Origin of the sequence: Caballeronia mineralivorans PML1(12) (assembly GCF_001028175.1) — a bacterium.
In the GTDB taxonomy this organism is placed as follows: domain Bacteria; phylum Pseudomonadota; class Gammaproteobacteria; order Burkholderiales; family Burkholderiaceae; genus Caballeronia; species Caballeronia mineralivorans.
On sequence record NZ_AEJF01000160.1, the window covers coordinates 21847 to 36256 of the forward strand.

Sequence of the window (14410 nt, forward strand, 5' to 3'; positions counted from 1 at the left end):
CCGCTCAATCTATTTTCGGTCATTGCATGCGCCTAGACTCGTTTTCCCTCAGCGTTAGCCGTCAGGTCTACGCTGCCGAGCCCATCTAAAAACAACGTAGCGATAAACCCCGAAAAAAAGGCGCGTTCGAAGCAACGCGCCTTTGATCGGTTCATATCGTCGTGTCGCTCACCGTCAGTCTTTGGCGAGCTTCCACTGGCCGCCGACGATCTCCACCATCACGCGCGCGCGTTGATCGAGTCCTGAGTGATCGTTCTCGCTCATGTTGAAGATCCCGTGCGAGCCGGGCAAATCTTTCGTGCTTTCGAGCGCCGCGCGCAACGCTTCGCGAAACGCCTGCGAGCCGGGTTGTCCCTTCTTCAACGCGATCGGAATCGCGCGTTGCAACAGCAGGCCGGCGTCCCACGCGTGTCCCCCGAACGTGGACACGGAACCCGCGCCGTACGCACCTTCATAAGCCTGCTTATAGGTGAGCGCCGACTTCTTCGCCGGATTCGAATCGGGCAATTGCGCGGCGACCAGCAGCGGCCCGGCGGGCAGGAACGTGCCCTCGCAATCCTTGCCGCACACACGCAGGAAGTCGTTGTTCGCGACGCCGTGCGTCTGATAGATCTTGCCCTTGTAGCCCCGCTCTTTCAGCGTCTTTTGCGGCAAGGCGGCCGGTGTTCCCGCGCCCGCGATCAACACGGCATCGGGATTTTGCGACATGACTTTAAGAACCTGTCCCGTCACCGATGCATCGTTACGCGCGAACCGTTCGTTCGCGACCACCTTGATCTTCGCGAGATCGGCGGCCTTGGTGAATTCCTTAAACCAGCTTTCGCCATAGGCGTCGCTAAAACCAATAAACGCCACCGACTTCACGCCGTGATTCGACATGTGCTGCGCGATAGCCGTCGCCATCAGGATGTCGTTCTGCGGCGTCTTGAATACCCACGCGCGTTTTGCATCCATCGGCTCGACAATAGTAGCTGCCGCGGCCATCGAGATCATGGGCGTGGAGGTTTCCGAAGCCACGTCGATCATGGCAAGCGAATTGGGAACCACCGTGGAACCGATCAGGGCATCGACATGATCTTCACTCGTCAACTTGCGCGCGTTCTTTACCGCTTGCGTGGAGTCGGTCGCGTCGTCGAGGACGATGTACTCCATCTTCTGGCCAGCGATCTCCTTCGGCAACAACGCAATAGTGTTTTTCTCAGGAATTCCCAACGATGCAGCCGGGCCGGTGGCAGATAAGGTCACACCGATCTTTACGTCTGCGAACGCCTGCGAACTCACTACTGAGGAAACGCCCGCGACGAATACCGCCGTCGAGATCCAGCGTAAAGCCAACTTCATTGATATGCCCCGTAAATGTGTGTTGTCCACTGGCGCGATTTTACGATTTTTATATCCCGACCACACGGTCGGTGAATCGCGAGTGTAGCGGACGAGAACCGCATGGGGCAAGCGTTTTGAGGGGATTTGAACGCGCTAATGCGCGCTAAGCCACGCATTGAAAAATGCTCGGGAAAACCCGTACGAAAATAGATAAATTAATGCGAATCGGGGAGCGCGAAGGCCATGTCTGGCCCCTTAATCCGGACGGATAAATCGATTGGATAAGGTGATCGACAAACGTGAAGCACAAATAAAAAGCGCTGTTGGAATCATCCAACAGCGCTTTCGGTCGGGCACTTGATGCCTCGTTGTCTCCTCGTTCTCCACCTCAAAATTCGGGGTGCAACAGAACTGAAACGGATATTAGATTGCGCAACGAATACCGACAACCTAGCATTTACCCTAGTGGTGCACGTTAGCACCTTTATTGGGCAATTGCTCATCTACGCCCCGTTAAATAGCGCGATTACCCGAGGGAAAACCATCGCTCATGCTGGCATATAGTTTGGATCGCCAACTAAATCGCACTGCTTCCGCTTGAATTGCGCTTGAATCCCGCTTGAATCCCGCTTGAATCCCGCTTGAATCCCTTCAACCCCGCAACGGACGAATCCGTGCAATGATTTCTCCCACAATGCCGCGCCGGAACAGCAGCACGCACGCAATAAAGATCAGGCCCGTCACGATCGTCACCGACTCTCCGAGCGAGTTGAACCAATCTATGCCGGTAAGCGAGGACAGCGCACTGCCGATATCGCCGAGACGATTTTCCAGCGCCACGATAATGAACGCGCCCAGCAAAGGCCCGAACATGGTGCTCATGCCACCAACCAGGGTCATCAGCACGACCAGGCCGGACATGGTCCAGTAAGCGTCGCCGAGCGTCTCGAAGCCGAGCACCAGCGTTTGAAGCGCGCCGGCCAGCCCAGCCAATCCCGCCGACAACACGAACGCCAGCAACTTGAAACGCGACGTGTCATAACCGAGCGAGATCGCGCGCGGCTCATTCTCCTTGATCGCGGTGAGCACTTGCCCGAACGGCGAATGCACGATGCGCACGATAAATCCGAACGCCAGCACCATCACCAGGAGCACGATGTAATAGAGCGTCAGATCGGAGCTGAGGCTGATTGCGCCGAACAGCCTGCCGCGAGGCACGCCTTGCAGACCGTCCTCGCCGTGCGTGAACGGCGCCTGCAGGAACACGAAGTAGACCATCTGCGCGAGCGCCAGCGTGACCATCGCGAAGTAGATGCCCTGGCGGCGAATAGCAAACAAGCCCACGATCAGACCGAGCAATGTCGCGACGGCCGTGCCCGCGATCACACCGAGTTCCGGCGTAAAACCGAGCGTCTGGATGGCGTAACCAGCGGAATAACCGGCGCTGGCGAGGAACATCGCGTGGCCGAACGAGAGCAGGCCCGTGTAGCCGATCAGTAAATTGAAGGCGGCGGCGAACAGCGCGAAACACAGCACTTTCATCATGAAGACCGGGTACACGCCGAGAAACGGCGCTGCGATCAGGCCGGCAAGCAACACGCCGTAGAGCACTTTCCTAACCATCATTTTTCCTTGCCGAAAAGTCCCGCCGGGCGCACCAGCAGCACCAGCGCCATGATCACGAAAACGACCGTCGCGGAGGCTTCCGGATAGAACACGCGTGTCAGGCCTTCGATCACACCGAGCCCGAGCCCGGTGAGAATCGAGCCCATGATCGACCCCATTCCACCGATAACGACCACGGCGAACACGGTGATGATCATCGACTGTCCCATCAGCGGCGACACCTGGATCACGGGCGCGGCAAGCACGCCGGCGAAGGCCGCAAGCGCGACGCCGAAACCGTAGGTAAGCGTGACCATCAACGGCACGTTGATGCCGAAGGCTTCCACCATCTTCGGGTTCTCGGTGCCCGCGCGAAGGTATGCGCCCAGCCGCGTTTTCTCGATCACGAACCACGTCGCGAAGCACACGACCAGCGATGCCAGCACCACCCACGCCCGGTAGTTCGGCAGGTACATGAAGCCGAGATTCGTCGCGCCCGAGAGCAGTTCGGGCACGTCGTACGGCTGGCCGGACGATCCGTAGATCGAGCGGAACACGCCTTCTATAACCAGCGTGATGCCGAACGTGAGCAGCAAGCCGTAGAGATGGTCGAGCTTGTAAAGCCAGCGCAACATCGTCCGTTCGATCACGACGCCGAATACGCCCACGACCAGCGGTGCGAGCACGAGCATTGCCCAGTAGGGCACATTGAAGTACGAGAAACCCATCCATGTGAGCATCGCGCCCAGCATGAACAACGCGCCGTGGGCAAAGTTGATCACGTTGAGCAGGCCGAAGATCACCGCGAGGCCCAGGCTCAAGATGGCGTAGAACGATCCGTTCACCAGCCCGAGCAGCAACTGGCTCATCATCGCCGCGAGCGGAATACCGAAAATTTCCATTGAATCTGCCGTCAGAGTAGTTTCGACGCATGCCGCCTTAGCTCGATATGAGCAAGCCGTCATGCGCCGATCGATCATGCAGATTGCGTAGCGCCGGGATGCAATGAAACCCTCGACGTCATGCTTGAATCCGCAGTGCCGCTCGCAGTGCCGCTCGCAGTGCCGCTATAACCCGGCCGCTTATTTCCACAACGCGCAGCGCGACTCCGCCTTCGTGCCGAACGCCTGGTCGCCCGGGATGGTCGCCGTGATCTTGTAGTAATCCCAAGGTTCTTTCGACTCCGACGGCTTCTTCACCTCCATCAGGAACATATCGTGGATCATGCTTCCGTCTGCACGGATGTAGCCGTTCTGTGCGTAGAAGTCGTTGATCTTCATCTTGTGCAACTGGTCCATCACCTTGTCGCTATCGGTCGATCCAGCCGCCTGCACCGCCTTCAGATACGTGGTCGCAGCCGAATAGTCCGCGGCCTGCAAGCTGGTCGGCATCTTCTTCATCTTGGCGAAGTAACGCTGCGCCCATTTACGCGTCTCGGCATCCTTGTTCCAGTACCAGCTATCCGTTGCGACCAGGCCCTGCGTGGTTTCGAGACCCAGGCTGTGGATGTCGGTGAGGAAGATCAGCAGCGCAGCGATTTTCATCGACTTGGTGATGCCGAATTCCTTCGCCGCCTTGATCGAGTTGATCGTGTCCCCGCCGGCATTCGCCAGACCCAGCACCTGCGCCTTCGATCCTTGCGCCTGCAACAGGAACGATGAGAAATCAGACGCCGACAACGGATGGCGCACCGTACCCAGCACCTGACCGCCATTCGCCTTCACCACGTCCGACGTGTTCTTCTCCAGCGCCTTGCCGAACGCATAGTCCGCCGTGAGGAAAAACCATGTCTTGCCGCCCTGCTTCGTCACCGCCGAGCCCGTGCCTTTGGCGAGTGCCATGGTGTCGTACGCGTAGTGAACGGTGTACGGCGTGCATTGCTCGTTGGTCAGGGTATCCGCGCCTGCGCCAATGTTGATGTACGGGATCTTCTTCTCGCCCGCGACCTGATTGGTCGAGAGTGCGGTCGCCGAATTCGTGCCGCCGATGATCGCATTCACGCCATCGCGGTCGATCCATTCACGGGCACGCGATGCTGCAATATCCGCCTTGTTCTGATGATCCGCATAGACGAGTTCGATCGGCTTGCCGTTCACCTTGCCGCCGAAATCCGCGATGGCCATGCGAATGGATTCGAGGCCGCCTTGACCGTCGATGTCCGCATAAAGACCTGACAGGTCCGTGATATAGCCGATCTTCACCGTGTCGCCGGGCGCTGCATGTGCGTTGCCCGCCATCAGCGAGGCTGTGGCCGCGGCAACCGCAAGGCAGAGGCCCGACAGGCGCGCGAGGGTCTTCTTCTTCATTACAGTCTCCGTTGAGTTGTTGTTCTTGCGGTTAGCCGCGTGCTGTTGCGTTGAACTTGCGTTGGCGTTCTCAAACCCCGAGCAGTTCGTGCAGCACTGGCATTTTCGTTTCGAGTTCCCCGGCATTGAAGTGCTCGACGATCTTCCCGTGCTCCATGACATAGAAGCGATCGGCGAGCGGCGCCGCGAAGCGAAAATTTTGTTCGACCATCACGATGGTGTAGCCGCGCGCCTTGAGCATCATGATCATGCGCGCGAGCGTCTGCACGATGACAGGCGCAAGCCCTTCCGATATCTCATCGAGCAGCAGCAGATTGGCGCCGGTACGCAGGATGCGCGCGACCGCCAGCATTTGCTGTTCGCCACCCGAGAGCCGCGTGCCCTGACTGGCGCGGCGCTCCTTGAGATTGGGGAACATCGAATAGATTTCATCGATGGACATTGCATCTTTCGCGTTGCCCACCAGCGGTGGCAAAAGCAGATTCTCTTCGCACGACAGGCTCGAAAAGATGCCGCGTTCTTCCGGGCAATAGCCCACGCCGTAATGCGCGATCTTGTGCGTCGACATGCTGACAGTTTCATGCCCGCCGATACGAATCGATCCCGTACGCCGGCCAGTGAGTCCCATGATTGCGCGCAGCGTAGTCGTGCGGCCGGCGCCGTTGCGCCCGAGCAGCGTCACGACTTCACCTCGATGCACGCTCAGGTCCACGCCATGCAGGATGTGCGATTCGCCGTACCAGGCTTGTGCGCCGACAAGTTCGAGCGCCGGTTCCTGAGTCGATGCTTCACGCTGTTGCGCGCGGCGTTCTTCCACGATCGTGCTCATGCGTGCGCTCCGGCGAGGGCTGCGTCGGCGCTGCCCATGTAGGCTTCCATCACGAGCGCGTTCTTCGATACCTCTGCATAACTGCCTTCGGCCAGCACTTCACCGCGTTGAAGCACGGTGATGGTGTCGGAGATGCCCGCGATCACGTTCATGTTGTGTTCGACCATCAGGATCGTGCGTCCCGCCGATACTTTCTTGATCAGCGCCGTGACCCGGTCGACGTCTTCGTGACCCATGCCTTGCGTGGGTTCATCGAGGAGCATGAGTTCGGGTTCCATTGAAAGCGTGGTCGCGATTTCCAGTGCGCGTTTGCGGCCGTAGGAAAGTTCGACCGTGGTGGTATCGGCGAAATCGGTCAGGCCGACCTGGGTGAGCAGGTCCATCGCGCGGTCGTTGAGTGCGTTGAGGACGCGTTCGCTTTTCCAGAATTTAAACGATGTACCGAGCGAGCGCTGCAAGCCGATGCGTACGTTCTGCATCACTGTCAGATGTGGAAATACAGCGGAGATCTGGAATGAGCGGATCACGCCGCGCCGCGCGATTTGGGCTGGACGCTCTCCGGTGATGTCGATGCCGTTGAAGACGATCTGACCCGCTGTGGGTTCGAGGAATTTGGTGAGCAGATTGAAGCAGGTGGTTTTGCCTGCGCCGTTGGGGCCGATCAGGGCGTGGATCGAGCCACGGCGCACGCGCAGGTTCACGCCGTTGACGGCGGTAAAGCCTTTGAACTCTTTTGTCAGGCCGCGGGTTTCCAGAATCGTATCGCCGAGAATCATGTCCCCTTCCGTGCTTTGTTTGAGCCTTTGTTTCAGCTTCAGCTCGGCGCGCTTTTGGCGCATGCCCCGTGGTTTTGCTGGCGGTGGTTTGTTGCGGTCGTGCGGGTACTTTTGCTTGGGGCTGTGTTGCGCTGCTGCCGTTGCGTTTGTTTGAGTCCCCTGCACTTTTTGCGTGCCGCACAACGGTCGTGCAGACGTGCGGCGCATCAAGCGCGGACACGGTATTGTCGCGCCAATGATGCAGCGCAATCATCGGGATTTGCACTTAGTTTCGCCGTTTGTTTTCGCTTGCACTGGCCGGTGAATTTCCAGTGCGCACGCCGCTGTGTTCGTACTTGCATCTATCTTGCTTATTCGCGACGCCGGTCATCTTCTAGTAGTTTTGTCATGCTTGGCGCGACCCTGGAAGGAGCGGTTACAGACGTAGTGCGCGTTATAACCCCCTCACGCCCCATCAATCAAACAGAACCCGACCCTTCCACCCTCGCGCGCGAGCCCGCAAACCGCCTGTCGGCACGAATCATTTCACTAGCCCTTTCAGCGATCATCAACGTTGGCGAATTCGTATTGCCGGAGGTAATCGTAGGCATCACGGAAGCATCGACCACCCGCAACCCCGTTACGCCAATGACCCTCAAGCGCCCATCCACCACCGCAGCCGGATCGTTATCCGTCCCCATCCTGCAGGTACCTACCGGATGAAAAATGGTCGTGCCGACTTTTCCCGCGGCCACGGCAAGCTCCGCATCGGTCTGAAACGCGGTCCCCGGCAAGATCTCCTCCGGCGAATATTTCGCCAACGCTGGCGCAGCGGCGATCCGCCTCGTCAACCGCAATGCATTGACCGCAACTTCCCGATCGCGATCGGTGGACAGATAATTCGGCGCGATCAAAGGCGCATCCCGGGCGTCCGGCGATGCAATATGAACACTTCCCCGCGATGTCGGCCGCAACGGGCACACCGACGCCGTGAACGCGTTAAACGCATGCAGCGGCTCACCGAACCGATCCAGCGACAACGGTTGCACGTGATACTCAACGTCGGGCCGGGTAATGGTCATGTCGTTGGGATTCGACTTCGCGAATGCCCCCAATTGCGACGGCGCCATCGACATCGGTCCACTGCGCGTCAACGCATATTGCAAGCCGATCCACGCCTTACCCCACCAATGCGCCGACAACGTGTTCAACGTGCGCACGCCACGCACTTTGTAAGCCATCCTAAGCTGTAGATGATCCTGCAAATTCTCGCCGACGCCGCGCAAATTCTTAACCACATCGATACCCATTTGCTGCAGCCGCGCCCCGTTGCCAATGCCGGACAGCTCCAGCAACTGCGGTGAATTCACCGCGCCCGCACTCAGGATCACTTCGCAACGCGCCTTGGCGAGATAGTCGGCGTCGCCGCCGCGATACTCTACGCCCACGCAACGCTTGCCTTCCATCACGAGCCGCTGCGTGTGCGCGCCCGTGATGATGGTGAGATTGGAACGCTTCATCGCGGGCCGCAAAAATGCCTTCGATGTATTCCAGCGAATCCCGCTGCGCTGGTTCACATCGAAATAACCTACGCCTGTGTTGTCGCCACGATTGAAATCGTCGGTGGCGGGAAGGCCGGTTTCTTGCGCCGCCTGCGCGAAAGTTTCCAGTACTTTCCATTTCAGCCGCTGCTTCTCGACGCGCCATTCGCCGCCCGCGCCGTGCCATTCATTGGCACCGCCATGATGATCTTCGCTGCGTTTGAACACGGATAATACTGAATCCCAGGACCAGTCGGGGTCTCCGGTGATGCGCGCCCAATCGTCGTAATCCTCGCGCTGGCCGCGCATGTAGATCATGCCGTTAATCGACGAACAGCCGCCCAGCACGCGACCTCGCGGATACGCAAGCGAACGTCCATCGAGTCCCGGTTCCGCCTGTGTTTTATAGAGCCAGTCCGTGCGAGGATTGCCGATGCAATACAAGTAGCCGACCGGCACGTGAATCCAGTGATAGTTGTCCCTGCCGCCCGCTTCGAGCAGCAGCACACTTACATCGGCATCTTCGCTCAAGCGGTTGGCGAGCACACAGCCCGCCGTCCCCGCACCGACAATGATGTAATCGAATTCGCCCTCGAGCTTGCGCGCGTCCTGTTTCATTGGTGTCTCCTGCCCGAGCCGCTACTCGCGGCTTTCGCTCTATCTGGAATGCTCACTTCGCCATGGACATCGTGAATTCGGTGCCCAGCGCTGCATCACGCTCTTATATACGGGGACACGCTACCGCGGACGCAGTGCAGCAATCCAATGAGATATCTTCAATCGCGTTATAAGCTGGGCTAATATCAGGCATGGACCTGACTCTTCTGCGTGCCTTTGTCACCGTTGCCCGCGAAGGCAATCTCACGCGTGCGGCCGTGCAGTTGCACGTGTCGCAGCCTGCGGTTAGCCTGCAGATCAAGAACTTGCAGGAGACACTAGGCGTCCCGTTGTTTTCGCGGACCTCGCACGGCTTGATCCTCACGCGCGACGGCGAAGCACTGCTGCCGCACGCGGAGCGCGCCCTGAATGCCGCGAGCGAGGTCCTGCGGGTCGCCGCCGCGCTTCGCCACGAAGTCAGTGGTCGCCTGACTATCGGTACGATCCTCGATCCCGAATTCCTGCGGCTCGGCGGCTTTCTGCGTGCGCTCGTGGAGACGTATCCGCGGATTGAAACCGCGTTGCGACATGGCATGTCGGGTTGGGTGCGCGAGCGCATCAAGGCGCGCGATCTCGATGTGGGGTTTTACATCGGCGATCCGGCAATCGATGAACCGCGCGACGCCGAGCGCTTCCACGTCGTGCAGTTGAAGCCGTATCTGTATCGCGTACTGGCCCCGGCCGGATGGAAGGATCGCGTGAACCGGATAACGCACGGGGAACGCCGCGGACCCAACTGGGTGGCGCTTGCGCGTCTGCCATGGATCTGGACGCCGCCGGAATCGGCGCATAACCGCTTGCTGACGCGGATCTTCGACGCCCACGGTGTCCAGCCCGTCAAGGTGGCTGAAGTGGACCAGGAGCCGTCGATGCTCGATCTGGTCAAGTCTGGCGTGGGCCTGACACTCGTGCGCGATTCGATTGCTTTGGCCGAGGCACACGCGCATGCGCTGACGATCGTGGAAGGCGTCACGGTGCCCACGCAGCTTTCGTTCATCGTGCTGGCGGAGCGCCGCGAGGAACCGGGCATCGCAGCGGCGTTACGTCTGATTGAAGATCAATGGGCGACTTAGTCAGCGAAACGACAACGACGCGACAACGAAGCGAAGGCAAAGAGCCGAAGCCAATGAATCTTCCGGTCATCAAATTTTGTTAGTCTGAGGGTCGCGCATCTGGCGCCCACGTGAACAGGAAATTCCAACATGGCACGCAATATCGAAATCAAGGCTCGCGCGCATCAGTTCGACCAGCTTCTGGCGCGCGCGGCAGCGCTTGCGACTGAACCGCCGCTGATTTATCGCCAGCAGGATTTTTTCTACGATGTGCCGAACGGCCGCCTGAAACTGCGTCAATTCGACGACAACACGCCGGCCGAACTGATTTTCTATCAACGCGACGACCGTGACGGCCCGAAGGTTTCGTACTATTCGCGCAGCCCGGTGACGAACCCCGAAGCCATGCACACGCTGCTGGCACAAGCGCTGAACACGCGCGGCATCGTGAACAAGGAGCGGCACGTGTATATCGTCGGGCGGACGCGGATTAATCTGGACCGCGTGGACGGCCTGGGCGATTTCATCGAACTGGAAGTGCTGCTCGCCCAGGACGACGACGAAGCCGGCGGTGAAAAAGAAGCTGAGGAATGGTTCGCGCGGCTCGGCGTGGCGTCAAGCGACCTGGTGCCGGTCGCGTATGTCGACCTGCTTAGCGAACCGGCTTAATCCTTCGGATTTTCCGCCAGATGTCCGAGCGGCAGCGGTCCGTTGCGCTTGAACGTAGTGAGCACGATGTTGGAGCGCACGCTGTCTACACCGGGAACGCGCATCAGCTTTTTCATGACGAACGTGGACAGCGCGTTCAAATCCGGCGCGACGATCCGTAGCAGATAATCGGCGTCGCCAACCGTCGCGTGGCATTCAAGCACTTCGGGCAGCATGTCGATCTGCTGCTGAAACTGGTCAATAACCGTATCGCCATGATGTTTCAGCTTGAGGCTCGTGAACGCGGTCACGCCGAGCCCGAGCTTTTCGGGGCGCAGCACGACCCGATAACCATCGATCACGCCGGTCGCCTCGAGGCGTTGCAGGCGTCGGCCAATCTGCGACGGCGACAGCGGTACTTCCTCACCCAATTGTTGATGCGTCGCGCGGCCGAAGCGTTGTAGAACCTCGAGCAGCGCGAGATCGAAGTGATCGAGATCAACCATGAGGGAGTCCTGCGAATAAAGCCGAGAGACGCAAGTTTACCGCGTGTTCGGCTAATCTCATGCGTTGTCCGAGCGTACAGAAGGAGATCCCGACATGATCAAAAAACTTACACCCGACGAACTCTCCACACTTCTCGCCGAGTTAAAGCAGTGGCAACTCAGCGAAGATAGCAATGCGATTCACCGAAGTTTCAAGTTCGCTGACTTCAACGAGGCGTTCGGTTTCATGACGCGGGTGGCAATCAAAGCGCAGGAGATGGATCACCATCCCGAGTGGTCGAACGTGTACGACAAGGTGGAAATCACGCTCTCGACGCACGCTGCAAAAGGCCTGACGGAACGCGATGCGAGACTCGCAAGATTCATCGACTCAATCACATGAGCCGCCTGAAATCCCCTTACCAAGCTGACTACTGCGACAAATGCGTAACAGTCATATTACAAACAATAACATTCGAAAATCGCAATAAGCTGCCCGGAAACCGCCCGAACGCGCTCATTCGAAAGCATAAACAAAGGTAATTGCAAGTCTTTGACAACAAAGCCTTTCAGCGGGAAAGCAAATCATTAATACGAGCGTAAGCTTTCTTAACGACTCAGGCGCTCCGGTACCGCCAGTCCATTGGCGGGACAGACCGACACTGTACAATCAGCAGCGCATACGGTTTGGACAGCCTATCAACCCCTTGCTGCGACTGAATTTGTCGCCACACGGGGCGAGCGGGCATGCCAGAAACCGATCTCGGCGCGGCATCCGTGGATTGGGGGGATTACGGCAAGTCCAGCCGCAGGAGAATCGCTGCACGGCGAGGCGCGGTGCAGCGTTTGGCGTAAAAGGATTGCTGATATGACTCGGACGGCGCCGCGGTAAAGAAAGGTAAGCAGTTCCGGCTGGCGGCCGCGACGCGCAATCGAGCCCAACCCATCGTATAAGAGCGACTTCCATGCGAATCCTTCTGATCGAAGACGACCGCCCCATCGCGCGCGGCATTCAAAGTAGCCTTGAACAAGCCGGCTTTACCGTCGATATGGTCCACGACGGCATTTTCGCGGAGCAAGCGCTCACGCAAAATCGCCATGAACTGGTGATTCTCGATCTCGGCTTGCCGGGTATCGACGGCATGACGCTGTTGTCCCGTTTCCGCCAGGGCAATCGTCATACGCCGGTGATCATCCTGACCGCACGCGACGAGCTGCATGACCGCGTCCAGGGCCTGAACAGCGGCGCCGACGACTACATGCTCAAGCCGTTCGAGCCCGCCGAACTCGAAGCCCGGATTCGCGCTGTCATGCGCCGCAGCGGCCCGCACGGCGATGTACCGCGTCCGGAAGTATCGCTGGGCGGCTTGCGTCTGTCGGGCGTGGATCGCCGCATTTTCAACGACGAAAAACCGCTCGAACTGTCGCCGCGCGAATTCGCCGTGCTCGAAATGCTGTTGCTGCGTCACGGCCGCGTGGTCAGCAAGGCCCAGTTGCAGGATCACCTGACGCACTTCGGCGGTGATCTCGGCGACACCGCGATCGAAGTGTACGTGCACCGGGTACGCAAGAAACTCGAAAACTGCCGCGTGGAAATCGTGACGGTGCGAGGTTTCGGCTACTTGCTGCAGGAAATCCGGCAGGCCGCGTAAGCGGTTTGTAGACGGCTTAATCAGCCTGACGAGCGGTCACCCAGCACCTTGCGATTCCCTCCCCGGCGCACGCCCGATGAACGTTTCGATCGCGCCGACTGGCTGCATCTGGCGCAGACGGCAACCAAGTCTGCGCGTGTGCCTCCCAGCCTGCGACGCTCGCTGCTGCGTCGCCTAGCCGCGCCGCTGTCGTTGCTCGCGCTGATGAGCGGATTGATGGCGTACTGGCTCGCGTGGCAATACACCCAGCACGTGGTCGATCGCTCGCTCGCCGATCTCGCCACGGCTATCTCGAAGCAGATCCAGCTCGCTGGCGTCGACGCACCGTTGACCGTGCCGCCGCTCGCCCGCGCGATGTTTTCCGATCCCGTCGAACAACTGATCTACCGCATCAGTGACGGTGAAAACGAAATCGCCGGCGAACCCGATCTGCCGCTGGCCGGCACGAACGTGCGCCGGATTCATTACGCCTACGTCTTCGAGACAAACTATCAGGGTACGAGCGTGCGCGCGGCCCAGGTGCGTGTCGATCAGTTGCACGGCAATCCAATCGTTGTGGAAGTGGCACAGCGCGTGGGCTCGCGTTACCGGATTGCCGTCGAGTTCATGGTCGCGATCATGATGCCGCTGCTGCTCCTGCTGCTCGCGGGCTGGGTGATCGTGTGGCGCGTGGTGAACCAGCAACTCAACCCGCTGACCGATCTCGCCGATACCCTCAACCGGCAGACCCACATGTCGCTGGAACCGGTCGACGAATCCTTCGTTCCCATCGAAATTCGTCCGCTGACGAGCGCGATGAACGCCCTGCTCGAGCGCCTGAAGACGGCGCTCGACGGACAGCGCAAATTTATTGCCGATGCCGCGCATCAGTTGCGCACGCCGCTCACCGCCGTGAAGCTGCACGCCGAGCAGGCGGCGAGCGCGAAGGACCCGGCGAAGGTGCTGGAAGCGGTGAAGGAGCTGCGGGCATCGGCGGATCGGGCTGTGCGATTGTCGAACCAGTTGCTCTCGCTCGCGCGCGCCGAGCCGGGCGAACAGGCCGCGCGTTTTACCGATTTCGACTACGCCGCGCTCGCGTTCGAAACCGGCGCCGAATGGGTGCCGCGCGCGCTGGCCGCGGGTGTCGACATGGGCTTCCAGCGTCTTGACGACCCCGATAACGAACATCCCCTGATCGTGCGCGGCAACCTCGTGCTGGTGCGCGAGGTGATCGGCAATCTCATCGATAACGCCCTGAAATACGTGCCCACGTCGCGAGTCGAAGGGGCACGCGTGACGGTCACGGTGACGCAAACCGTCGACGAAAATGGCCGCAAGATGGGCGAAATCGTGGTGGAAGATAACGGTCCGGGCGTGCTGCAGGAACAGCAGCAGGATCTCTTCAAACGCTTCTTCCGCGGCGATGGCCACGGCGTGGAAGGCGGCGCCGGACTGGGCCTCGCGATCGTCCACGACATCATGGTGCTGCACAACGGCAGCGTGCATTACGAGGATGCGCCAGCGCCCGAAGGCGGCGCGCGTTTCATCGTGCGGATGCCTTTGAAACCGGCATAGAAA

13 protein-coding genes are annotated in these 14410 nt (G+C 59.5%); 5 read left to right on the plus strand and 8 right to left on the minus strand.

Annotated features, from left to right (window positions below):
* Positions 1-174 precede the first annotated feature (174 nt).
* From EOS_RS26765 to EOS_RS26795, 7 genes are all read right to left on the minus strand, one after another.
* Positions 175-1341 (minus strand): ABC transporter substrate-binding protein, encoded by a 1167-nt coding sequence (locus tag EOS_RS26765; protein ID WP_047895208.1) that lies wholly within the window; start codon positions 1339-1341, stop codon positions 175-177.
* A 633-nt stretch (positions 1342-1974) separates the two neighbouring features.
* A complete protein-coding gene (locus tag EOS_RS26770) occupies positions 1975-2946 on the minus strand; it encodes a branched-chain amino acid ABC transporter permease (protein ID WP_047895209.1) in 972 nt (323 codons plus the stop codon).
* Complete coding sequence (locus EOS_RS26775) at positions 2946-3830, minus strand: branched-chain amino acid ABC transporter permease (protein WP_047895210.1); 885 nt, start codon at positions 3828-3830, stop codon at positions 2946-2948. The genes EOS_RS26770 and EOS_RS26775 overlap by 1 nt, the downstream gene beginning before the upstream one ends.
* Before the next feature lie 180 nt (positions 3831-4010).
* Entirely contained in the window at positions 4011-5234 is a 1224-nt protein-coding gene (locus tag EOS_RS26780) for an ABC transporter substrate-binding protein (protein ID WP_047895211.1), read from the minus strand.
* Positions 5235-5304: 70 nt separating this feature from the next.
* Positions 5305-6063: an ABC transporter ATP-binding protein gene (locus EOS_RS26785; RefSeq protein ID WP_047895212.1), complete on the minus strand. Its 759-nt coding sequence runs from the start codon at positions 6061-6063 to the stop codon at positions 5305-5307.
* Positions 6060-6839 (minus strand): ABC transporter ATP-binding protein, encoded by a 780-nt coding sequence (locus EOS_RS26790; RefSeq protein WP_047895230.1) that lies wholly within the window; start codon positions 6837-6839, stop codon positions 6060-6062. Before EOS_RS26790 ends, EOS_RS26785 begins: the two co-directional genes overlap by 4 nt.
* Before the next feature lie 458 nt (positions 6840-7297).
* Positions 7298-8977, minus strand: coding sequence for a GMC family oxidoreductase (locus EOS_RS26795; protein ID WP_047895213.1), 1680 nt, complete (start codon positions 8975-8977; stop codon positions 7298-7300).
* A 191-nt stretch (positions 8978-9168) separates the two neighbouring features.
* Between EOS_RS26795 and EOS_RS26800 the strand changes: the two genes are divergently transcribed.
* Both EOS_RS26800 and EOS_RS26805 read left to right on the plus strand, forming a co-directional pair.
* Entirely contained in the window at positions 9169-10089 is a 921-nt protein-coding gene (locus tag EOS_RS26800) for a LysR family transcriptional regulator (RefSeq protein WP_047895214.1), read from the plus strand.
* A gap of 129 nt (positions 10090-10218) precedes the next feature.
* Positions 10219-10737: a class IV adenylate cyclase gene (locus tag EOS_RS26805; protein ID WP_047895215.1), complete on the plus strand. Its 519-nt coding sequence runs from the start codon at positions 10219-10221 to the stop codon at positions 10735-10737.
* Here the strand turns inward: EOS_RS26805 and EOS_RS26810 are convergent.
* Positions 10734-11222: an Lrp/AsnC family transcriptional regulator gene (locus EOS_RS26810; protein ID WP_047895216.1), complete on the minus strand. Its 489-nt coding sequence runs from the start codon at positions 11220-11222 to the stop codon at positions 10734-10736. The genes EOS_RS26805 and EOS_RS26810 overlap by 4 nt on opposite strands.
* 94 nt (positions 11223-11316) lie before the next feature.
* Between EOS_RS26810 and EOS_RS26815 the strand changes: the two genes are divergently transcribed.
* The 3 genes from EOS_RS26815 (at position 11317) to EOS_RS26825 (ending at position 14407) form a co-directional block, all read left to right on the plus strand.
* Entirely contained in the window at positions 11317-11604 is a 288-nt protein-coding gene (locus tag EOS_RS26815; protein ID WP_047895217.1) for a 4a-hydroxytetrahydrobiopterin dehydratase, read from the plus strand.
* Positions 11605-12166: 562 nt separating this feature from the next.
* Positions 12167-12853: a response regulator transcription factor gene (locus EOS_RS26820; protein WP_047895218.1), complete on the plus strand. Its 687-nt coding sequence runs from the start codon at positions 12167-12169 to the stop codon at positions 12851-12853.
* A 108-nt stretch (positions 12854-12961) separates the two neighbouring features.
* Positions 12962-14407 (plus strand): sensor histidine kinase, encoded by a 1446-nt coding sequence (locus tag EOS_RS26825; RefSeq protein ID WP_047895231.1) that lies wholly within the window; start codon positions 12962-12964, stop codon positions 14405-14407.
* Positions 14408-14410: the final 3 nt, after the last annotated feature.